At 73.8% G+C, this 22,225-nt stretch carries 15 protein-coding genes; 5 read left to right on the forward strand and 10 right to left on the reverse strand.

Annotated features, from left to right (window positions below):
- Window position 1: 1 nt before the first annotated feature.
- Genes ACA361_RS09200 through ACA361_RS09210 form a run of 3 tightly spaced genes read right to left on the reverse strand, consistent with a single transcriptional unit; the run spans window position 2 to window position 7,044 of the window.
- On the reverse strand, window positions 2–3,367 hold the full coding sequence (locus ACA361_RS09200) for a DUF4132 domain-containing protein (RefSeq protein ID WP_375011400.1): 3,366 nt from the start codon (window positions 3,365–3,367) through the stop codon (window positions 2–4).
- Window positions 3,364–6,648, reverse strand: coding sequence for a DUF4132 domain-containing protein (locus tag ACA361_RS09205; protein WP_375011401.1), 3,285 nt, complete (start codon window positions 6,646–6,648; stop codon window positions 3,364–3,366). Before ACA361_RS09205 ends, ACA361_RS09200 begins: the two co-directional genes overlap by 4 nt.
- Window positions 6,649–6,705: 57 nt before the next feature.
- Window positions 6,706–7,044, reverse strand: coding sequence for a hypothetical protein (locus tag ACA361_RS09210; RefSeq protein ID WP_375011402.1), 339 nt, complete (start codon window positions 7,042–7,044; stop codon window positions 6,706–6,708).
- 55 nt (window positions 7,045–7,099) lie between these two features.
- Between ACA361_RS09210 and ACA361_RS09215 the strand changes: the two genes are divergently transcribed.
- Window positions 7,100–7,507, forward strand: coding sequence for an acyl-CoA thioesterase (locus ACA361_RS09215; protein WP_375011403.1), 408 nt, complete (start codon window positions 7,100–7,102; stop codon window positions 7,505–7,507).
- 17 nt (window positions 7,508–7,524) lie between these two features.
- On the opposite strand, the gene ACA361_RS09220 is transcribed toward ACA361_RS09215, so the two are convergent.
- Entirely contained in the window at window positions 7,525–8,673 is a 1,149-nt protein-coding gene (locus ACA361_RS09220; RefSeq protein ID WP_375011404.1) for an amidohydrolase family protein, read from the reverse strand.
- 101 nt (window positions 8,674–8,774) lie between these two features.
- Between ACA361_RS09220 and ACA361_RS09225 the strand changes: the two genes are divergently transcribed.
- A complete protein-coding gene (locus ACA361_RS09225; protein WP_375011992.1) occupies window positions 8,775–10,181 on the forward strand; it encodes a glutamine synthetase in 1,407 nt (468 codons plus the stop codon).
- A gap of 47 nt (window positions 10,182–10,228) precedes the next feature.
- Here the strand turns inward: ACA361_RS09225 and ACA361_RS09230 are convergent, their stop codons facing one another.
- A complete protein-coding gene (locus ACA361_RS09230) occupies window positions 10,229–11,746 on the reverse strand; it encodes an Nramp family divalent metal transporter (protein ID WP_375011405.1) in 1,518 nt (505 codons plus the stop codon).
- Between the two features lie 200 nt (window positions 11,747–11,946).
- Between ACA361_RS09230 and ACA361_RS09235 the strand changes: the two genes are divergently transcribed.
- A complete protein-coding gene (locus ACA361_RS09235) occupies window positions 11,947–12,501 on the forward strand; it encodes a CGNR zinc finger domain-containing protein (RefSeq protein WP_375011406.1) in 555 nt (184 codons plus the stop codon).
- A 51-nt stretch (window positions 12,502–12,552) separates the two neighbouring features.
- Here the strand turns inward: ACA361_RS09235 and ACA361_RS09240 are convergent, their stop codons facing one another.
- The gene (locus ACA361_RS09240) at window positions 12,553–13,644 is read right to left on the reverse strand and encodes a M14 family zinc carboxypeptidase (RefSeq protein ID WP_375011407.1); all 1,092 of its coding nucleotides are present in this window, start codon (window positions 13,642–13,644) and stop codon (window positions 12,553–12,555) included.
- 10 nt (window positions 13,645–13,654) lie between these two features.
- Window positions 13,655–15,121 carry an LVIVD repeat-containing protein gene (locus ACA361_RS09245; RefSeq protein ID WP_375011408.1) on the reverse strand — a complete coding sequence of 489 codons (1,467 nt, stop codon included), beginning with the start codon at window positions 15,119–15,121 and terminating at the stop codon, window positions 13,655–13,657.
- 260 nt (window positions 15,122–15,381) lie between these two features.
- Between ACA361_RS09245 and ACA361_RS09250 the strand changes: the two genes are divergently transcribed.
- On the forward strand, window positions 15,382–16,911 hold the full coding sequence (locus ACA361_RS09250) for an ABC transporter substrate-binding protein (protein WP_375011409.1): 1,530 nt from the start codon (window positions 15,382–15,384) through the stop codon (window positions 16,909–16,911).
- On the opposite strand, the gene ACA361_RS09255 is transcribed toward ACA361_RS09250, so the two are convergent.
- A complete protein-coding gene (locus tag ACA361_RS09255; protein WP_375011410.1) occupies window positions 16,879–19,092 on the reverse strand; it encodes an ATP-dependent RecD-like DNA helicase in 2,214 nt (737 codons plus the stop codon). The two genes, ACA361_RS09250 and ACA361_RS09255, sit on opposite strands and share 33 nt — an antisense overlap.
- Before the next feature lie 240 nt (window positions 19,093–19,332).
- On the opposite strand from ACA361_RS09255, the gene ACA361_RS09260 reads away from it, so the two are divergent.
- Window positions 19,333–20,427 (forward strand): glycosyltransferase family 2 protein, encoded by a 1,095-nt coding sequence (locus ACA361_RS09260; protein ID WP_375011411.1) that lies wholly within the window; start codon window positions 19,333–19,335, stop codon window positions 20,425–20,427.
- 197 nt (window positions 20,428–20,624) lie between these two features.
- Here ACA361_RS09260 and ACA361_RS09265 read toward each other — a convergent pair whose 3' ends face one another.
- Both ACA361_RS09265 and ACA361_RS09270 read right to left on the reverse strand, forming a co-directional pair.
- Window positions 20,625–21,122, reverse strand: coding sequence for a pyridoxamine 5'-phosphate oxidase family protein (locus tag ACA361_RS09265; RefSeq protein ID WP_375011412.1), 498 nt, complete (start codon window positions 21,120–21,122; stop codon window positions 20,625–20,627).
- A gap of 119 nt (window positions 21,123–21,241) precedes the next feature.
- A complete protein-coding gene (locus ACA361_RS09270) occupies window positions 21,242–22,225 on the reverse strand; it encodes an NAD-dependent epimerase/dehydratase family protein (protein ID WP_375011413.1) in 984 nt (327 codons plus the stop codon).

The following is a 22,225-nucleotide window of genomic DNA, read 5'->3' on the forward strand; positions in this document are numbered from 1 at the left end:
ATCAGAGCGCGGCGGCGGCGAGCCAGGTGAGGTCGGCCAGGACCTCCGAGGCGGCCACGGCGTCCAGCTCGCCGAAGGTCCGGGGCGTCCCCTCGCGCGGCGAGAAGTCGGTGGGGACGTCGCCGATCCACACGTACTGGAGGGTCTGGTCGCCGCTGGAGTCGACGTCGCCGACGTTGACGCCGTACTCCAGGTCGATCACGACGTGCAGCCCGCCGGGGACGGGCTTGGAGATCCACCGCTCGGCGCCGGCGTCCAGCGGCGTGCCGCGCTCCCAGCCGCGGCGTACCAGCCCCAGCACGCTGTGCACCGGAACGGTGATCTGCTCGAACCGCTCCAGCCGCCCGGCCGCGCGCTCCTCGGCGGTGAGGGTGTGCACCTCGCGGCCGAGCTGCGGGAACGGCTGCAGGATCTCGTAGTCGGCGAGCACCTCCGACCAGGCCGCCGCGCCCTCGCCCAGGCCGGCCAGATCGAGCGGGTGCGCGATGCCGATCCGCGTGTCCCCCCGGTCCTCCGGCAGCGCGACCTCGTCGTCATCGGCCCCGGCGAACGTGCGGTCCTCGGCCACCCGGAACGCGGTGACCGTGCCGCCGTCCCCGCCCTCTTCGGCGATCCAGACCAGGCGCCGGGCGACGTGCCAGATCAGCGGGTGGTCGACGAAGAGCGAGCGGAACTCCCCGGGTGTCCACCGCCGCCGCCCCACCATCGCCGTCTCCAGGCGCCGCACCTGGTCGGCGGCGACCGCGCGGACGTCCTTCTTCAGGTCGGCGAACCGCTGGTACGCGGCGGGCGCGAGCTCCGGGTCGTCCTTGGCGCCCGGCTTGGGCAGCGCCTTGCGCCGCTTGCCGTCCTCGTCCGTCACGTACGGCTTGAGTTGCTCGTCGAACCCGACCACGAACCGCCGCGGCCCGTAATCCAGCACCATGCTGCCGTCCGCGCCCAGCCCGAAGTCCGGGACGAGCCGGTCGGCGAGCCGCTCGGCGGACAGGCCGAGCCCCGCGGCGACCTCCGCGATCTTCTCCTGCGCCCGCGCCTTCAGCGCCTTGAACTTCACCTTCTGCGAGATCCCGTACAGGTGCAGCAGCGCGACCTCGGAGCCGATCTCGGCGAGCACGTCCAGCCCGCCGACGGCCTTCTTGTGGCCGCCCTCGCCCGGCCACGCCCGGATCACCGGGGTCAGCCGCCGCACGGTCGTGTCGTCGCCCAGCCACGCCAGCTGGTGCAGGGCCCACCCGTCCTTGGACGGCGCGTCCTGCTGCTCCCACCGGCGGAACACGCCCCAGGAGAACTCGGCCAGCGACTCCGGGTCGCACACCTCGCGGAGCACGCCGACGCCCGCGTACATCTCGCCGGGCCTGGACATCGCCAGCATCGTGACCGCGTGCGCGGTGGCCGCCGCCGGCAGCGCCAGCTCGCGCCCGCGCAGGAGGAGCTGCGGGAGGAGCTGGGGCGCGGCCCAGGCCGGCGGGTCCGGCGTCTTCGCCGGGAGCCGCTCCAGCGGGTCGGCGGCCAGCAGCGCCGCGACCGCGTCCGCCGCGGCGTCGCCGTGCGCGTCCCGCGCCGCCGCGACGATCGCTTCCGCGCCCGCGGTGGACTCGATCAGCAGCAGGGCCGCCTCGGCCCGCCGGCGGTCCTTCCCGGCCTTGCCGAGCGCGGCGGGGACGAGCAGCGGCGCGGCGCCGGCGCCGTGCCTGCCGAACCACGCCACCGCCGCCGGCCGGGCCGACTTCCGGTCGAGGAGCTCGGCCATCAGCGTCGCGACCCGCCCGTCGAGGTACGGCAGCAGCAGCCGGGCGCAGCTCGCCGGGTTGGTGGTGGCGGCCGCCAGCGCCAGCGGCAGGGCGTCCAGGCCGTAGCGGCCGATCACGTACCGCACCCACGGCAGATCGTCGGAGTCGACCCAGCCCACCGCCGCCCGGCCCGCGAGCAGCGGCCGTACCAGCTCCGCCGGCCCGCCCGCCATCAGATGGGCGGCGTCGCGGTAGTGCAGCCGCCCCTCCCTGAGCAGCTCGGCGGCCCCTTCCCAGCCCACCTGCCGCACGGTGTACCCGCCCCACCGCGGGAGGGCCGGCACCGACCACGCCTCGCGCTCGCCCTCGGCCCAGCGCAGGGCCGGCTCGGCGGCGGCCGTCAGCCCGGTCACGACGACCGGCTTGGCGGCCGCGCGGCGGCGCGTCCAGGGCGGCTCCACCAGCAGGCGGGGCAGCGCGTCCGCCGGCGCGTCCGGCATCCGGACGTTCGCCGCGGAGACCGACCCGACCAGCTCGCGGCTCTCGGCCGGGAGCCCGGGCAGCTCCTCGGCGACGGTCTCGGGATGGGTCGCCAGGTGCCCGGCGAGCAGCTCCCGGGCCGCCCCGTCCCCGGCCGCCGCGGCGGCGGCCAGCAGCCGCAGCGCCCGCCGCGGGTACCGGTTCATCGCGTCGAGCAGCGCGGGCCGCACGTACTTCTCGGCGAGCCTGTCCAGCAGCGCCCGGAACGCCTCGTCGGTCGGCAGCAGCACCATGGCGTCCAGGAGCCGCCGCCGGTCGGCCGCGTCGACGTGGACGTTGTCGAACGTCTCGGTGAGGAGCGGCAGCATGAGGCCGGCGCCGAGCGCGTCGATCATCGTCGCGACCGTCTCGGCGGTGGCCTCGTTCCACCTGTAGGCGGTGAGGCCGAACGCCGCCAGGTGCCCGGCGTCCCCCATGCAGGCCAGCAGCGTGCCCCGCTGCCTGTCGTGCACCGGCAGCGACGCCCGCTCCCGGCAGCACTCCAGCGTCCAGTCGTGCCGGGTCGGCACCAGGTACGACACCGCCAGCCGCCGCGCCGGCGTGTCGCGCAGCCCGGCGAGGGCCTCCACGGCCGCGTCGTACTCGGCCTGCTCGGCGGCGGCCAGCAGGCCGCGCATCCGGCGGCCGCACTCCTGGGCGAACCCGGTGAACGCCGCTCCCGTCGTGTACTCGGCGACGCGGGAGGTGCCCTCGTCCCCGCCGTCCTTCCGGAACGCCCGCGTCGAGTCGGCCCGCACCAGCGCGGCCGCCGCGAACGCCAGGCCGTGTTCGAGGACCCAGGCGTCCAGGAAGACGCGCAGCACGGGCGGCAGCCCCGTTTCCGCCATCGTGGGGAACCCGGACACCAGCGCGACCGCCGCCGCGCCGGCCGGATCCGCCGCGCCGTCCAGGTGGCGCCGGGCGGCCTCGGCGAGGTCCCGGTCCCCGTACTCGCCGGCGAGGAGCGCGGCCAGCTCGCCCTCGGCCGCCGCGACGTACGCGCGGGCCTTCTCCACCGCCGACTTGGCGATCTTCACCGGCGGCACGGGGCTGCCGCCGCGCCGGGGGTGCACATGGCGGTGCCATGCCTCGGGAAGGGTCAGCGTGGTCTCGTTCATGCCGTGCTCCCAAGCTGGGCGAGGTCTGCCAGGAGCTCTGACGCGGCCACGGCGTCCAGCGTGCCGAACGTGTGGGACGTGCCCTTGCTCGGCCAGTAGTCGTTCGGCACGTCGTTGATCCAGACGTACTCCAGGGTCTGGTCGCCGCTGGACTCGATGGCGCCGACGTTGATGCCGTGCCGGAGGTTGACGACGGCGTGCAGCCCGCCGGGCAGCGGCTTGGAGATCCACCGCTCGACGCCGTTGTCGTACGGCGAGCCGCGCTCCCAGCCGCGCCGCACCAGGCCCACGACCGCGTGCGCCGGCACCGTGACCCCCTCGAACCGCTCCAGCCGCCCGGAAGCGCGCTCCTCCCCGGTGAGGGCGTGCACGTCCCGCCCCAGCTGGGGGAACGGCTGCAGGATCTCGTAGTCGGCGAACACCTCGCCCCACACGGCCCGCTCCTTCTCGGTGAGGAGAACGGGGTGGGGGACGCCGATCCCGGCGCCGTCGGGGAGGGTGAGGACGGCGTCGTCCGCGTCGGCGAACGTGCGGTCCTCGGCGACGCGGAAGGTCGTGCGCGTCCCCCCGTGCTCGGCGGACCAGACCAGGCGGCGGGCGATGTGCCACATCAGCGGGTGCCCGAAGAAGAAGTCGCGGAACTCGCCGGCCGTCCACGTCCGCCCCGCCACCATCGCCGTCTCCAGGCGCCGGATCTGGTCGGCGGCGATGGTCCGCACGCCCTTCTTCAGGTCGGCGAACCGCTGGTACGCGGCGGGCGCCAGTCCCGGGTCGTCCTTGGCGCCCGGCTTGGGCAGCGCCTTGCGCCGCTTGCCGTCCTCGTCCGTCACGTACGGCTTGAGTTGCTCGTCGAACCCGACCACGAACCGCCGCGGCCCGTAATCCAGCACCATGCTGCCGTCCGCGCCCAGCCCGAAGTCGGGAACGAGCCGGTCGGCGAGCTGCTCGGCGGTCAGCTCCAGGGCCTCCGCGACCTCCTCGATCTTCTCCTGCGCCCGGGCCTTCAAGGCGGCGAACTTCGCCTTGAAGGCGATCCCGTGCAGGGCCAGCAGCGCGGCGTCGGTGCCGATCTCGGCGAGCACGTCCAGTCCCGTGACGGCGCGGTGGTGCATGTTCTCGCCCGGCCACGCCCGGATCACCGGGGTCAGCCGCCGCACGGTCGTGTCGTCGCCGAACCAGCCGAGCTGCGACAGCGCCCAGGCGTGCGCGGCCGGCGCCCCCGCTTCGCGCCACGCCTCGAACAGCTCCCACGAGAACGCGGCCAGCGACTCCGGATCGCACAGCCCGCGGACGGCGTCCACGCCGGGATGCACCTCGCCGGGCCGGGACACGGCCAGCAGCGTGATCAGGTGGTCGGTGGCGGTGAGGGGCAGCGCCCGCTCCCGGCCCCGCAGCAGGATCCGCGGGAAGAAGTGCGCGGCCGCCCAGCTGCCGGGCATCTCCAGCTCGGCGGGGAAGACCGCCAGCGGATCGGCCGCCAGCAGCGCCGCGACGGCCCCCGCGGCCGCGTCACCGTGCGCGTCCCGCGCCGCCCGCACGACCGGTTCGCCGCCGTGCCGGGACGCCACCAGCCGCAGCGCCGACTCCGCGTCCAGCCGCGCCGGGCCCGGCTTGCCGAGCGCCGCGGGGACGAGCATCGGGACCGCGTCCGCGCCGTGCCGCTCGAACCAGTCCTGCGGCAGGTCGCGGCCGGTCTTGCGGCGCCTGAGCCATTCGGCCATCTGGCGGGCCACGCGGACGTCGAGGAACGGCAGCAGCAGCCAGGCGTGCTCGGCGGGGTACCGCTTGAAGACGCGGAGCACGGCCGGCAGCGCGTCGGCCCCGAACCGGGCCACGATCGGCGGCATCCAGTCCCCGGCCGTCCAGGGGCGGACGGGGTCCCAATCCGCCAGCAGCGGCCGCACCAGGTCCTCGGGCGCCACCAGCGCGAGGCGGGGCGCGGCGTCGGCGTGCCTGCTCCGCGGCTGGAAGGCGGCCAGCTCGTCGTCCCAGCCGGCGCGCGCGGGAACGGGCGGCGCGTCCCCGGCCCAGCTCTCGCGCTCGCCGGGCGCCCACCGCACGGCCGTGCCCGCCGGCGGCGCCAGCCCCTTGACGACGACCGGCTCGGCGACGGCGCCCTCCCGCAGCCAGGGCGGGTCCATCAGGAACGCGGGCAGCTCGGCCGCCGGCGCGTCCGGCACCTGCGGGTCCGCCGCGATCAGCGCCTCGGCGGCCGCGCGGGACGCCTCGTCCAGCTCGCCGGCCCGCTCGCGGTGGCGGCGCAGGTGCGCGGTGAGCAGCTCCGCGTCCTCCCGCCGCGCCAGCACCCGGATCGCCCGTACCGGGAAGCGCTCCATCGCGTCCCGCAGCGCGCCCCGCGCCGCCCGGTCGCCGTCCGCGTCGAGCCGCCGCAGCGCCTCGAACGCGGCGTCCGAGGGCAGGACCGCCAGCGCCTCCAGCAGCGGCCCCCGCCAGTAGGCGTCCCCCGCCGCCTCGATGATCAGTTCCGCGGCGGCGGCCCCGGCGCCGTCGACGAGGGTGGCGACCACGTCCGCCGCGTCGCCCGCCCAGCTCGCCGGCACCTGGCCGGCCAGCAGATCGAGATGCCGCGCCCCCGCCGAGCACAGCGGCATCCACCAGTCCTGCGGCGCCGGCGGCGCCGCGCAGCACTCCTCCACCCAGTCCGCCCGGTGAGGCATCAGGTACGCGGCCGCCAGCCGCCGCCGCGGCGTGTCCCGGAGCGCCTCCAGCCGCGCCTCGGCGTCCCGGTGCTCGTCCTCGCCGGCGGCGGCGAGCAGCGTCCGCATCCTGCGCCCCGCCTGCCGCTCCACCTGCCGCCAGGGCGTGTAGTCCCCCTGCCGGTGGCGCCGCACGTAGTTCTGGTCGCGGTGGCCGCCGTACCTGTCGGTCCCGAGATCGCTCAGGATGACGAACGCGGCCGCGGCGAACGCGATCCCGTGCCCGGCGGCCCACGCGTCCACGTGCGAGACGGCGGAGCGCGGGTCGTCCCACCGCTCGCGCGCCGCCATCAGCGCGCCCACGGCGGCCGCGCCCAGCGGATCGGCCTCGCCGCCGAGGTAGGCCCGCACCGCCCGGACCGGCTCCGGCTCGCTCTCGTCCGCCCCGAGGACCTTCTCGAACCAGTCCGCCGCCTTGCGCACCTTCGCCGCCACCCGCTTGGGGGCCGTCGCGGAGACGGCGGTCCCCGGGACCGCCGTGCCGCCGCGCCGCGGATGCAGCACCGGGAGCCACGCGGCCGGGATCACCAGGGAGTTCTCGTCGGGGAGAAGCCGATCTTCCATGGGCCCACACGTTAGAGGACCCCAGCGACAAACCGCCGCAAGTTGGCGAACGCCCGGTCAGCCGCCGGTGGCGGCGAACCGCTCCGCGAGCTCCCGGTGCCGCCGCGCGGCGGCCCTCGCCTCGCCCGCGCCGATGACGGATCCGGGCATCAGCCCGAGCCGCTCGACCTGCTCCGCGAAGCGCCCGTGCTCCGCCGCCGCGTGCTCCCGGCAGGCGAGGCAGGTGACCCGGTCCGGCCGCGCCGAGGTCATCGCGTACGGCACCCGCACCCCGCACCCGGTGTCCACCCGGGCCGGCAGGTCCGCGGCCAGCCCGAACGTCGACGCCATCAGCCCGCGCACGTCGGCATCGCGCCGGACCACCCTGGCCTCGACATGGATGTACGGATCGTTCACAGCGCCTCCCACCCGTTCCGCCCGGGATTCGGTGGATTTCATTAAAGTCTGCTCCGTGGCTGACGAGCAGAGTGAAGCGTTCACGCACCGGATCCGGGTCCGTTACAGCGACTGCGACATGCAGGGCGTCGTGTTCAACTCCAACTACTTCGTCTATCTCGACGACACGATGGACATGTGGCTCCAGGAGAGGCTGGGGCAGGATTTCCAGGACGAGTTCGACTACATGGTCAAGAAGGCCTCGCTGGAGTGGGACGCGCCCGCGCGGATGCGCGAGGTGGTCGAGATGCGGCCCGAGGTGACCCGCTGGGGGCGCAGCTCGTTCGACGTGCGCGTCCACCTGGCCGTGGAGGGCGGCCCGGTCGGGACGGCCGAGTTCGTGTTCATCAGCGTCAAGCCGGGGGCGCACGAGCCGCCGGTGCCCGTTCCGGTGCCGGACGCGGTCCGCGCCGCCCTGTCCTAGAGGCCGCGGGTCAGGGGTTAGAGGCGCGCGCCGAGCCTGTAGACGCGCCGGGCGTTGCCGGCGGTGATGAGACCCGCGATGCGCGAGGCGTCCGCCTGGGTCCACGCACCGTCGTCAACGCCCTCGCCCAATACGTGCGCCAGCCCCCTCCTGAAAAGCAGGGCGCCCAGGTAGTAGAGCTCGGGGAGGGCGAACGCGTCCGACGCGTACAGCACCTTCCCGAACGGCGCCAGCTCCATCAGCTCGGCCAGGATCACCGGCGCGCGGTGGCCCAGGTTGTGCGTGGCCAGGCTGGCGTCCACGAACACGTTCTGGAAGACCTGCGCCAGGTAGCCCGCCTGCCGCTGGTACGGGTAGTTGTGCAGCAGCATGACGGGCACGCCCGCCGGTTCGAGTTCCCGCAGGAGCGGCGACAGCAGGGAGGGGTCCGCCTTGTGCAGGTCGACGTCGGAGTCGCCGTACCCGGCGTGGAACTGGATGGGCAGGCCGTACTCGGCGGCGGCCCACACCAGGAAGCGGTGCAGCGTCTCGTCCGCGAGGCGGGGCAGGGACCGGCCGCCCGCCATGGCGCGGTCGGCCTCGCGGTGCAGGCGCTCCGCCGCGGCCCGGACCTCGGCCGCCGAGGGTCGCTCGCCGGACAGCTCCAGGCCGGCCCGGTAGGCGGCGACGGACTTGAACCCCACCGCGTCCCCGGCGCGCGCGTCCAGGCGGGCGCGCACCTCGCGGGCGAACGCGCCGGCGCCCACGCCCTCGGCGACGGCCTTCTCCGCGACGTCCTCCAGCCGCACGATCTCGTGCCCCCTGGCCCCGGCCAGCCTCCCCAGCTCGGCCGGCTCCAGGAGCGGTTCGGGGGTGAACCCGGTGTCGACGCAGAGGTCGTCCAGGCCGGCGCCGCCGAGGAAGCGGCGGCCGACCTCGGTGACGCCCAGCTCGGCGCGGCGCGCGACGTAGGCGTCCGGTGAGGCGTGGGCCTCCAGGTCCAGTACGGGCGCGCACCAGCGCCGCATCGCGAACCCCGTCCGCGTGTCGAACAGGCTCCCGCCCAGGGGTCCGGGAGCGGACCCCTCCGTGAGCCGTCCGGCGAGGCCCTCATGGTCGAGGTCCCGCAGGAGGACCCCGTGGCAGTGGTGGTCGACCAGCCGCAGTGACTCGATTTCGTCAAGCATTCGCGCTCCTACGTGCACCGACACGGCCGCCTTCCTACGATGCCGTTACCGTCGCCACCGCCGGCGTAACCCCCGGGTTGGGAGCGTTCACCGTGAAGCAGATGGTTCAGGCTCTTGATGAGACCGAACGGGCGCGGCGCCGGGAGGACGCCCTCGCCGTCGTCGCCGATCCCCCCGCCGACGACCTCACGGCGGTCGCGCTGACGTGGGTCGACACCAGCGGCATCACCAGGACGAAGGCCGTGCCGTTCAACCGGCTCATCGACGCCGCCGAATGGGGCGTCGGCATGTCGCCGGTCTTCGACGCGTTCCTCCTCGACGACTCGATCGTGTCCGGCGAGTACGCGGGCGGGCCCTCCGGGGACCTGCGGCTCCATCCCGTCCTGGACCGGCTCGTTCCGCTGGCGGCGATGCCCGGCTGGGCGTGGGCGCCGGCCGAGCGGTTCACCCAGGAGGGCGCGCCGCACCCGATCGACGCCAGGTGGCTCCTCGGCAGGGAGGCCGGCCTGCTGGCGGCCGAGGGGCTGCGGGTGCTGGCGGCGTTCGAGGTCGAGTGGGCCGTCTCCAAGGGGGACGGCGAGGACTTCTCCCCCGCCTGCAACGGCCCCGCCTACGGGATGACGCGCATCGGCGAGCTGTCCGACTACCTGCGCGACGTGCTGCTCGCCCTGGAGGCGAGCGGCGTCGCCGTGGTGCAGATCCACCCCGAGTACGCGGCGGGCCAGCTGGAGCTGTCGGTGGCCTGCGACGACCCGCTGAGCGCGGCGGACACCCTGGTGCTGGTCCGGACGGTGATCCGGGCGGTCTCGTTCCGGCACGGGCTGGCGGCGTCCTTCTCCCCCAAGGTGACGGCCGACGCGGTCGGGAACGGCGGCCACGTCCACCTCAGCCTGTGGCGCGAGGAGGCGCCCGGCAAGCGGGTCAACCTGATGGCGGGCGGGGACGGCCCGTTCGGGATGACGCGCCGGGGCGAGTCGTTCGCCGCCGGGATCCTGGAGCACCTGCCGGCGCTGCTCGCCCTCGGAGCGCCCGCCGTGGCGAGCTATCTGCGCCTCGTCCCGTCCCACTGGGCGGGCGCGTTCGCCTGCTGGGGGCTGGAGAACAGGGAGGCGGCGCTGCGCTTCGTGCAGGGGCCCGCGGGGTTCCGCGCCGTGTCGTCCAACCTGGAGGTGAAGTGCTTCGACGGCGCCGCCAACCCCTACCTCGCGCTGGCCGCGCTGCTCGCGGCGGGGCGGGCGGGCCTGGAGTCCGGCGGCGTGCTGCCCGAACCCCTGAACGACGTCGATCCGGCCCTGCTGGACGCGGACGAGCGCGCCGCGCGGGGGATCCGGCCGCTGCCGTCCTCCCTGGAGGAGGCGGTCGCCGCGTTCGAGAAGGACCCGCTGATGCGCGCGAGCTTCGGCGACGCCTTCGTGGACACGGTGGCGGTCGTGCGGCGGGGCGAGGCCGCGCTGTTCGAGGGCTCGACCCCGGAGGAGATCGCCGCCGCCACCCGCTGGCGCCACTGACGCCCCGCGGGCGGCGGCCGCCGGCCGCCGCCCCGGAACGCGGCGGGTCAGAACGTGACGAGCGGGTCGCCGACGAAGTCCGCGACGAAGTTGACGAAGAAGAACCCGAAGAACAGGAAGTTCAGCACCAGGATGACGTAGTGCCAGGCCCGCGGCCGGGCGGGGCGCGGCAGCTTCGCGTTCAGGTACATGAGCATGAACGGGAAGATCAGCGCCCCCAGGTTGGACATGTTGGCCGACCACTGGACCAGGCTGACGGGCAGCGCCAGATGCAGGACGACCGCGATGATCACCAGCAGGACCAGCATGAACGGGTAGTAGAAGCGCCGCGGGTCGCCCTCCAGGAGCGCCCGCAGCCGGGGGCTGGTGGCGTGCGCGGCGTCGGTGGTGACCCGCACCATCGCCTCGAAGATGCCCAGCTGCGTGGTGAACAGGATGAGCACGCCCAGCACCAGCGCCGCGTAGAACAGCCAGCGGCCGTACTCCTCGTCGAGGGCGCTCGCCACGAACGTCGGCACGTTCGCCTGGGTGGGCTTGGTGCCGGTCAGCTCGACCGCGCGGGCCATCAGGATCGTCGGCAGCAGCATCCCGATCATCGCGCCGGCGAAGAAGATGCCCCACATGTCGGTCAGCAGCAGCCGGTACCAGCGCTTCCAGAGCGCCCGGTTCTTCGGGTCGTCGCGGAAGGTGACGCCGCTGGCGAGCACCTTCACCCGCTCGCCGCGCATGCCCGAGATGAAGCCGGCCCGGTGCCCCATCCCGTAGCCCTTGTCCCGGTAGTGGCCCATCACGTACCAATTGAGGCCGGACGCGAGCGCGGTGAACCCGGCCAGGCCGCCGATCTGCGTGGCGGTGATCCCCTCCGGCGGCGCGGCGGGCGTGACGAAGCCCTTGATGCCCTCCCACCAGAGGCCGAACGGCACCACGAACAGGCACAGCAGGACCAGGCCGATCAGGATCGCGCCGATCATGACCCAGTTGGCGAGTTCCAGCGCCCGGGAGATGCGGCGGGCGCCGGCGGTGATGGCGAAGACCACGAGCAGCAGCACGATCGCCCAGATCCTGGGCTCCTCGGCGTCCTTGGCCGGGATCTCCCCGTGGAACAGCGCGTACATCCCCTGCCCCGCGGAGGCGGCCCAGCCGCCCGCGATGAACGCGAAGATGACGAGGAAGACCGACAGCGGCACCCACAGGAACCAGCCGGGCGGCACCCGGCCCCAGCCGACGACGGGCACCTCGCCGGTGGCCATCACGTACCGCGAGCACTCGATGTTGTAGAGCGTCTGGAGCACGGCGGACACGACGATGACCCAGCCGACGCCCTCGAAGCCGAACTGGCCGACCGCCTGGGGGCCGAGCAGCCACTCGCCGCTCCCGATGGAGATGCCGAGCGCGATGAGGCTCGGGCCGAGCGCGTACATGAACAGTTCGCGCGGACCGATCCGGCGTACGCCGAAGACCTCCTCCGGGGTCGGGAGGTCGGTGACCGGCAGATCGGGCCTGCTCACCCCGATCTTGTGCAGCTCGGCGGACGCTGGCGGTAGGTCGGAGGTGGGATCGGCCATGGGACGCCTCCCGTTGTGCGGACCCCCGACTTCCTCGGCTGCCTGCATGATCCGTCAGGGAGACGGTCGCGGCAAGACCTCAGGACCGGCGATTCCGGCCTGCCGCCGTCCCGGTGCTCGGCGGCGCCGGAGTTGGCCGGCTGTAAGGCCCATTACTAACATGGCGGTTACCTCATGACATCGCGCGGGAGCCCGGGGCAATGCAGATCACCGGATACGGGAGTCACGGCGTGGCCGCCGCGGTCGCGCTGGTGAACGGGGTCACCGGCGAGGGCGGGGACGACTCGGAGGACGCGCTGCGCACGCTGCTGCGCGAGTGCGGGTTCTTCTGGAGCCAGTTCGAGCCGCGGCACGCCGAGGCGTTCCGCGAGTGGGGCCGCACGCTGCGGCCGTTCTTCGAGGCGACCGAACTGGAGGACGCGGTGAGCCTCCTGAACGAGCTGCTCCTCCAGGTCCCGATGCATCCGCACCTGGCCGACCACGACGACCCGGCCGGCCTGCACATCCACTACGCGCCGCCCTCGGCGGACCTGACGCACCGCTTCCGCGCGACGACGCTGATGAACCTGTCGGAGCTGGTCTGCAAGTACGGGCTGAGCCGTACGGGCGTGTGCGCCGCGGAGGGCTGCGACCGCGTCTACGCCGACACGTCGCGCGCCGGCCGGCGGCGCTTCTGCTCGGAGGCGTGCGCCAACCGCACGAACGTCGCCGCCTTCCGCGCGCGCCGGCGGGACGCCCCTGAAGGCCGCTCGTAGGCCACCCTTAGGCCGCCTCTAGGCAGCTCTTAGGCCACTCCAAGCCTTGCTCTAGGCCGCGTCCTCGTGGTCGTGGTCCTGGGCCGCCTTGGACGACGCGCCGCCGTCATCAGGGAGCGCCGGGCCGCGCGGCGGGATCCGGTCGGCGCGGGCCGGGTCGATGCGGCCGAGCGCCCCCGCCGCCGCGGCATGCGCGAGATCCACCATGGAGACGTAGGCCGTCCGGACCTGGAAGCGCTCCCGTTCCGGAGGAAGGGCGCTCAGCTCCACGAGCAGCGAGGCGGCGCCGCGCAGCCCGTAGGCGTTGCGCGCGATCCCCTCGTAGGAGCCGCCCGGATACTGCGACACGACCGCGCCGACCCTGGTGAACGCGTCGTACACGCGCACGCCGACCTGCTTGGAGCGCTTGAGCGCGTCCGCGGGCACGGCCGGGTTGGTCGGCCACAGGATCGAGGTGGTGATCTCCCGGCCGTCCGGCGGCGGGAAGGCGTACCGGCCCTGCATGTGGTAGTCGACCATGACCGCCGGCCGGAACGACGCGTACCGGCGCTGGATCGCCGCCGCCTCGGGCACCGGGTTGTCCTCGGGCCGTACGGCCGGGTCGTGGTAGCGGTTGATGTCGTAGCCCTTGCCGGGCTCCCCGTACTCGGGCCGCGCGTCCGGGTCGTAGTTGTAGCGCCACCGGTGATGGTGGCCGTCCGGGTTGGCCCGGACGACGATGCCCAGGGTCACCTTCGCACGCAGGTGGCGGGAGGCCCGGTCGTTCTTCAGGCCCAGGGTGCGCAGCGCGTCCAGGGCCGATTCGGTGCCGAGCGGCTCGTCGCCGTGCTGCTGAGTCACGTACATCAGCCGCGTCGGGCCGGTGCCGACGGTGGCGAACCAGATCGGGCGCCCCTGGTTGCTCGTCCCGATGCTGCGCACGTCCACGCGCCCATGGGACGCGCGCTCGATCCGCTTGAGAGCGCGCGCGAGCTCCGCGTTGGTGTGCAGGCGGACGCCCTCCTGCCCCTCCCGCTGTACAGCGGGGAGGGCGGCGCCCGGCGGGGACGCGTTCGCCGGAACGCTCAGCACGCCCGCCGACAGGGCGAGCACGGAGAACCCGGCCGCGAGGGAGCGGGCCGCGCGGAAGCTGGCTGCAGGCACGATCGTCCGCCTAACGGAAGGTGGGCTCGAGGATGTCGATCCCCCGGTTGTGGTCGGCCACGTAGACGCGGCCGCGGTGGTAGTAGGACGCCCACGTGTAGGCGTCGGCGGGCCGGAAGTAGGCGATCTGGCGCGGGTTCGTGGGGTCGCGCACGTCGATGAACCGGGTGCCCTGGTTGTAGAACGCCTGCGCCAGCACGCCGTCCTCGATGTCGAAGTAGTGCGCCGAGCACTCCTCCGCGTTCGCCCTGGTGCCCTCCTGGCCCGCGACGCTCCACGTCCCCAGAGTGCGCAGGCGGAACGGCCTCTCCGGCGTCGAGCGCCAGCCCTGGCCGCCGTAGGAGCCCTTGAGGGACGCGATGACGAGCAGGCCGTCGTTGGCGCATCCGTCGTTGAAGGTCTCCTCGGTGACGATGAGCGTCTGCCCGTCGCCCCACTCGCGCGGGTCCGGCCCCTGGTCCCGGGTGCGGCCCACCGCGCGGAAGCTGTTGTGCATGAACGAGGAGTTCGTGCTGGCCTCGTCGATGCCGCCGCCCGCGTAGGGCACGGGGTCCCACGCGGTGGCGACGCGGTGGCGCTTCCGCACCGGGTCGTAGTGGCGGCCGCTGGTGTGGTAGCCGCGCACGCCGCCGCGCCCCGACGCCCAGGCGATCCCGCTGGAGTCGACCTGGATGTCGTGCGTGTAGTCGGTCTTGCCGTCGTTGCGGCCGGTGTCGATGGGCTTCTTGAACACCTTCGGCCTGCGCGGGTCCCGCACGTCGGTCACCCAGACGGGGCGGCCGCCCCAGTCGGCGGGCATCCACTCCGCCTTGGCCGGGCCGCCCGTCCACAGGTAGCGGCAGTCGTTGACGCAGGACGTCGTGTGCCCGGCCGGGATCACCTGGTAGGCGATCTGCCGGAGGCTCTCCGGCTTGGAGACGTCGATGACGTACACGCCCGACTCGCCGGTGTCGGTGTTGCCGCCGAACGCCCGGGGGTCGCGGGACAGATAGATGATCTTCCGCTTGTGGTCGGCCTCGGTGTCCTCGCCCTGCCAGTAGCCGGGGAGGTCGAACGTGCCCACCAGCTTCGGGTTGCGGGGGTCGGCGGTGACGTCGTACCCCTTCATGCCGAACCGCCCCGTCACGTACATGATGGTGCGCTTGTGCGGCCCCTTGCCGTAGTCCATGAAGACCAGCGAGGTGGACTCCTTGGGGGCCGGCACGTTGCCGACGTGGCGGACGCCCTTCATCGCGCCGGGATCGTCCTCGGCCGCCCCGCCGGCCGAGCGCGGCGCGTGGCCCGCATGGGCTCCGGCGTCCCGGCCCTCGCTCTGGGCCTGGACGGCGCCGTTCACCCGGACGCTCTGGTTTCCCGGCTCGGGAGGGCAGGCCCACGCCGCTCCGGCCGCCGCGACCACCGCGGCCGACGCGATCGCGGCCGGGCCGAACAGCAGCCGCCCGGCCCGGCTGCTGGGGAGCGTCGTGCGCGGGAGCATCGCGTACCTCCACGGAGAGCGGAAACGGTCGGGCACGTCGAACGGGGTCGAGCGGATGTCGCCGAGCCAAGTGTGAACGGTGCGACGTTCGTGATCAATCGGCGATGACTCACAAAACAACCGGCCTCCGACTGTGGGCGGGCACCGCCGCAGCAGGTGGCGGGCCCGTGCCCGGCCCCGGCCCGCCGGCGCCCTTCCGGATCCGGCCGCTGGTGCCGTACCCTCACCGGCGTCGGAGGAACACCAGCCGGGAGCCGCCCTTGAACAGCGTCACGCGCACCGCCGCCCTGGTCACCGGGGCCGTGGTGATGCTGGTGGCGCCGGTGGCGGCCATGAAGGCCATGCGGGACCCGGGCGACCCGCGGCTCACGGTCGGTGCCGCGCCGGCCGCCACGCTCGTCCCCGGCGACGTCCGGGACGCCACCGGCCGGATGATCGCCGGTGCCGTCTGGACCGGGCTGGTGACCCGCGACCCGCGTACCGGCTCCCCCGTCATGGCCGCCGCGGAGTCCGTCACCTCCGAGGACCGGCGGGTGTGGACCGTGCGGCTGCGGCAGGGCGGGCGGTTCCATGACGGCTCGCCCGTCACCGCGCGCTCGTTCACCGAGGCGTGGACGGCGGTCGTCCGCGAGGGCTGGCACGGCGCGCCGATGCTCACCGACGTCGCCCGGGTGAAGGGCGCGGAACCGCGCGGCAAGGCGGGCAAGGGGATCGACGGCCTGGTCGTCAAGGACGACCGCACCTTCGAGGTGACGCTGGACGAGCCCCTCAACGGCTTCCCCTCCCTGCTGGGCGATCCGGCGTTCCTGCCGATGCCCGACGGCGTTCTCCGGTCGCGGGACTGGGCGTCGTACGGGCGGCGTCCCGTGGGCAACGGCCCGTTCAGGATCGCTTCGCACGGGCCCGGGGAGACCGTTCTCGAACGGCCCGGCGCCCGTACCGTCGCGGTGAAGGCGATGCCGGACGCGGCGAAGCAGTACGCCGCCGTCGAGCTGGAGGACCTGGACGTCGCGACGGCCGTCCCCGCCGGCCGGCACGAGACGATGGACACCGAGTTCCGCGGCAGGCACCTCACGCTGCCCGGCCGGACGATGACGTACCTGGCGTTCCCCTCCTGGGAGGAGCGCTTCACCCCCGCCATCCGCCAGGCCCTGTCGATGGCCATCGACCGGGGCGCCGTGACCGAGGGCGCGCTCGGCCATCAGGCGACGCCCGCCGATTCCCTGATCCCGCCGGGGATCCGGTTCGGGAGCCGCGAGGGCCAATGCCGCCTGTGCGTGCACGACGCGAAGGCCGCCGCGGCCGCATGGACCGATGCCGGAGGGTTCAAGGGCACGCTCACCCTCTGGCACTCCCCCGCCGACTCCCCCTGGGTGGAGGCCCTCGCGGAGCAGCTGCGCAAGGGGCTCACCATCGACGTGCAGCCGCGCGACGTGGAGCCCGCCGAACTGCGCGCGGCGCTGGACGAGCGCAAGTTGGACGGCCCCTTCGTCGTCCACTCGACCGCCCCCTACCCCGCGCCGGTGGCAGCCCTGCGTCCGCTCCTGGAGACGGGCGCCGGGCAGGCGGACGGCTACGCCTCCGGCCTGATCGCCCAGGCCGAGCGCGCGCCGGCGCCCGAGAACGGCGTGGTCCCCGCCCGGCTCGCCGAGTCGGCGCTGCTGCGCGACATGGCGCCGATGCCCCTGTGGTCGGCCCACGACCACTTCGTGTGGTCCGAACGCGTGCGCGGCGTCACGGCGGACCCGTTCACCGGCCTACGCCTGGACCGCCTGTCCCTCAAGGGATGAGTCCAGGCGGTGCGTCAGCGCCGTATGCCTGCGCCCCGCCCCCGCGGTGCGCACGGCGGCCGCCAGCGCCCGGCGCGACCCGACCAGGACGACGAGCTTCTTCGCCCGCGTGATGCCCGTGTAGAGCAGGTTGCGCCGCAGCATCATCCACGCGCTGGTGGTGAGCGGTATGACCACGGCCGGATACTCGCTCCCCTGCGAGCGGTGGATGGTGATGGCGTACGCGTGCGCCAGTTCGTCCAGCTCGTCGAAGGCGTAGTCGATGCTCTCGTCCTCGTCGGTCCGCACCGTCAGCGAGTGCTCCTCCAGGGAGACGGCCGTGACGACGCCGACCGTCCCGTTGAACACGCCGGCCTCGCCCTTGTCGTAGTTGTTGCGGAGCTGGGTGACCTTGTCGCCCACCCGGAACACGCGGCCGCCGTACCGCCGCTCGGGCCGGTTCTCGGCGTGCGGCGTCAGCGCCTCCTGCAGCAGCCCGTTGAGGGCGCCCGCCCCCGCCGGCCCCCGGTGCATGGGCGCCAGCACCTGGACGTCGCGGCGCGGATCGACACCGAATCTGCGCGGGATCCGGTTGGCGACGACGTCCACCGTCAATTCCGCGGTCGGCTCGGGCTCGTCGCACGGGAACATAAAGAAATCCGGATAACCCTTGGTATGAGGATGCTCGCCGGAATTCACCCGGTGCGCATTGACCACGATCCCCGATTCCTGCGCCTGCCGGAAGATCCTCGTCAGCCGTACCCGGGGCACCGCCTCGGCCGCCAGCAGATCGGCCAGCACCTCCCCGGCGCCCACCGAGGGCAGCTGGTCGACATCGCCCACCAGCAGCAGGTGGGCGCCCCGCGGAACCGCCTTGACCAGCTTGTTCGCCAGGATCAGATCGACCATCGAGCTCTCGTCGACCACCACCAGATCGGCGTCCAGCGGGTTGTCGAGATCGAACTTGGCGTCCCCGCCCGGCTGCAACTGGAGCAGCCGGTGCACGGTCGCCGCCTCGTGCCCGGTCAGCTCCGCCAGCCGCTTGGCCGCCCGGCCCGTCGGCGCCACCAGCACGATCCTGGCCTTCTTCGCCGCCGCCAGCTCCACGACCGACCGTACGGTGAAGCTCTTGCCGCAGCCCGGGCCGCCCGTCAGCACCGCGACCTTCGAGGTCAGCGCCAGCCGCACCGCCTCCTCCTGCTCGGGCGCCAGGTCCGCGCCCGTCTTCGTCCGCAGCCACGCCAGCGCCCGGTCCCAGTCGACGTCGGCGAACGCCTTCAGCCGGTCGTGGCCGGCTTCCAGCAGCTCCCGGAGCCCGTTCGCGAGGGAACGCTCCGCCCTGTGGAACGGCACCAGGTACACGGCCGGAACCGTCGTCCCGTCACTGCCGGGCACCTGCTCCCGTACGACGCCCTCCTCCCGGACCAGCTCGTCCAGCGCGGGGCCGATCAGCTCCCGGCCGACGCCGAGGATCTTCTCCGCCGCCGTGACCAGGTTGGGCTCGGGCAGGAAGCAGTGCCCGTCATCGGCGGCCTCGGAGAGCGTGTACTGCAGGCCGGCCTTGATGCGCTCCGGGCTGTCGTGCGGGATGCCGACCGCCTGCGCGATCGTGTCGGCGGTCTTGAACCCGATCCCCCACACGTCGGCGGCCAGCCGGTAGGGCTCCCGCCGCACCGTGCCGACCGAGCCGTCCCCGTACTGCTTGTAGATGCGCACGGCCAGGGACGTCGACACGCCGACGCCCTGGAGGAAGACCATGACCTCCTTGATGGCCTTCTGCTCCTCCCACGCCTCCCCGATCCGCTTGGTGCGCTTGGGCCCGAGCCCCTGCACCTCGACCAGCCGGCCGGGCTCCTCCTCGATGATCCGCAGGATGTCCGTCCCGAAGTGGGACACCATCCGGTCGGCCATCACCGGCCCGATCCCCTTGATCATCCCGGACCCGAGGTAGCGCCTGATGCCCTGCAGCGTCGCGGGCAGCACCGTCGTGTACGACTCGACCTCGAACTGGCGCCCGTACTTGGGATGCGACCGCCAGCGCCCCGTCAGCCGCAGGCTCTCCCCGACCTGCGCCCCCAGCAGCGCCCCCACCACCGTCAGCAGCTCGGCGCCGCTCCGGTCCGTCGCCACCCGGGCGACGGTGTAGCCGGTGTCCTCGTTCGCGTACGTGACCCGTTCGAGAACCGCCTCCAGCTCCGCCATGCCGCCAGATTGTACGCATCGCCGCCGACACTTCCCGAAAAGCGCCGAGCCCGTGGGCGGCGAGGTTATCCACAATTCCCGGAGCCCCTGGGCGCCCGCACCCCGCGAATCCGACGATGGCCTGGCAACGCATTCGAGAAAGGGGAACGAAATGCCCGGACCGGTACCCGGCATCAGCACGCTCGTCTACGGCGCCGTCTGGCTCCTCACCCTGGCCGTCCGCGCGTCCCGGGGCCGGCGATGAAGATCTCGGTCATCGTCCCGGCCCACAACGAGGAGGAGGGCCTCCCCGCCACCCTCCGCTCCCTGCTGGCCCAGACCGTCCCCGCCGACGAGATCATCGTCGTCGACGACGGCTCCGCCGACCGCACCGGCGACGTCGCCCGCTCGTACGGCGCCACCGTCCTGCGCCCGCCCCGCAACCTGGGCAGCAAGGCCCGCGCCCAGAACCACGCCCTCCCCCGCTGCCGCGGCGACCTCGTCCTCGCCGTCGACGCCGACACCGTCCTCGCCCCCGACTACATCGAACGCCTCGCGCCCGCGTTCGACGACCCCGCCGTCGCCATCGCCGCGGGCAACGTCCAGACCCGCCGCACCCGCACCGTCTGGGAGCGGGGCCGCTCCATCGAGTACCTCTTCGGCTTCCACTTCCACCGCCCCATCCAGGCCGGCGCCCGCAGCCCGATGGTCTGCTCCGGCTGCTGCTCGGCGTTCCGCCGCGACGTCCTCCTCGCGTACGGCGGCTTCCCGGAACGCACCATCGTCGAGGACATGGACCTCACCTGGACCGCCCAGATCGCCGGCCACCAGGCCCGCTACGTCGGCGCCGCCGTCGCCTGGGCCGCCGACCCCGAGACCCTGCCCTACCTCCGGAAGCAGGTCCGCCGCTGGATGGCCGGCTTCTTCCAGAACGTCCGCCTCCACCTGCCGCGCCTGCTCGTCCGCAAACCCCTCCTCGCCCTCTGGGTCTGCCTGGCCGTCCTGGAGATCCTGCTGGCCCCGCTCTGGTGGGCCGCCCCGGTCCTGCTGGTGCACGCCTGGCACGTCCCCCTTCCCGAGGCCCTCGCCTGGTGGGCCGCCACCGAGCTGCTCCTCCTGACGCCCCCGCTCCTCTACGCCGCCCGCCGCCGCCGCATCCCGTACCGGCAGGTCCTGGTCAACCTCCCCTGCGTGTACGCGACCAGAGCCGTCAACACCTACTACGCCTGGAGAGCCCTGATCACCGAACTCCTCCTGGCCCCGCTGGGCCTGGCCACGCCCCTGACCACCTACGAGAAGGGCCGTCCCGACACCAGAGCACCCACCGAGGCCGGAGGCGAAGCCGTTCCCCGATGACGGCGAGCCCGCCTCAGCGCCTCCAGGAGGTGCCGCGAACGGTGTGGGAGCACTGCGGCGCGGCCTCGAACCGGCGGAGCGCGAGACCTACGGGAACGGCACGACCAAGGTGATCTACCGCGACCCGGGCGGCGACGGGCTCGCCTTCGGCGGCGGCCCCTGAGCGGGCCGCCGGTTCCGGCGGAGGCCGGAGCCCATCAGGAGCGCGAGCGTTCCTCCCGCCGCCGGACCAGCTCCTCGACCGCGCTCGGCAGCGTCGTCTCGAAGTCGATCAGCTTCGCCCAGGTCGGGGTCACGACGATGCGGACCATGCCGTCGTAGAGCGAGCGGACCTCGGCCTCCCACTCGACCCGCTGCTCGGGGGTCATCTGGTAGCTGCCGTTCATCTGCAGGTACTCGTCCGGGATGCCCTCGACGCGGTCCAGCTCGGCCCGGCCGCGGACGAGCAGGATCTTCGGCGGGTGCACCTCGGTGTCGATGGTCAGGGCGACCATCGGGTTCGCGCGCAGGGACCGGAGCTTCGGCGCGTTCGTGGAGGTGCACATGACGATCTCCGTGCCGTTCCAGGTGAACCCGATCGGGATGGCGCGCGGCGTGCCGTCCTCGGCGACGTAGGCCAGGCGGGTGAGGTCGCGGTCCAGCAGCTCCCGGCTGAGCGGCCGGTTCAGGATCTCGGTGAGCCGGTGCGCGTCCATGGTCGTTCCTCCGTCGGTCGGACGGCCCGTCGCGGGCCGTGTCTGCCCCTGGGACGGAGCCCTCGACGCGTTCTCGACATCCCCGGCGCACCGATTTCCGGCGAATCCGGGACGGTGCCCTAGCGCCGCGTCATGGTCTGGAGGGCCTCGCGGGTCGTGTGGGCGGGGGTCCAGTGGAGGTCGCGGCGGGCCTTGGTGGTGTCGACCGTCATCGGGTGGCGGACGGCGTGGATCCACTCCGCCTGGGCGGGCATGGCGGGGAGGGCGTCGACGAGTTCGGCCGTGAGGCCGACCAGCTCGCCGGGGACGGGGACGGCGTAGGCGCCGATCGCGCGGGCGAAGTCCGTGACGGTGATCTCGCCGTCGCCGGCCAGGTTGTACGCGCCGGGCGGGCCGTCGGCGGCGACGGCGGCGGCCACGGCGGCCGCCACGTCGTCCTGGTGGACCAGCTGGAAGGGAGTGCCGGGGTCGGGCAGGACGGGGTGCATCCCGGGAACGGCGCCGAGCAGGCGGCGGAGCGGTTCCGGGATGCGCCGGGCCGCCTGCTCCCACGGCATGCTCCGCAGGAGGACGGTGGCCTCGGGACCCACGACGACGCAGGGGCGCAGCACGTAGGTCTCCAGGCCGGCGGTGGTCTCCGCCAGGAGGCGTTCGCAGGCGGCCTTCTGCGCCGAGTAGTAGTGCTCGCGGGAGCCGCGGGCCGGGACGTCCTCGGTGATGGGGCTGGGATTGTCCTTGTGGTAGCCGTACGCGGCCACGGAGGAGGTGTAGACGAGGCGTCCGGGGCGGGCGGCCGACGCGGTGGCCTCGAAGACGTTGCGGGTGCCGGACAGGTTGATCCGTTCGCTCTCCTTGTGGGAGCCCACGATGACGTACGCCAGGTGGACGACGACGTCCGCGCCGGCGACGAGGGCGTCGACGGCGGCGCGGTCGAGGATGTCGCCCTGCCGGTACGCGGTCGTGGTCCACCCGCGCGCGGCCGGGTCGAACGGGCGGCGGGCCATGCCGAGGACGCGGTCGACGCGGCCGTCGCGTTCCAGGGCGCGGACCACCGAGGTGCCTATCTCGCCGGTGGGGCCGGTCACGGCGACGGTGAGTCCCAT

It is taken from the genome of Actinomadura sp. 21ATH, from assembly GCF_041951345.1.
Classification (GTDB): Bacteria; Actinomycetota; Actinomycetes; order Streptosporangiales; family Streptosporangiaceae; genus Spirillospora.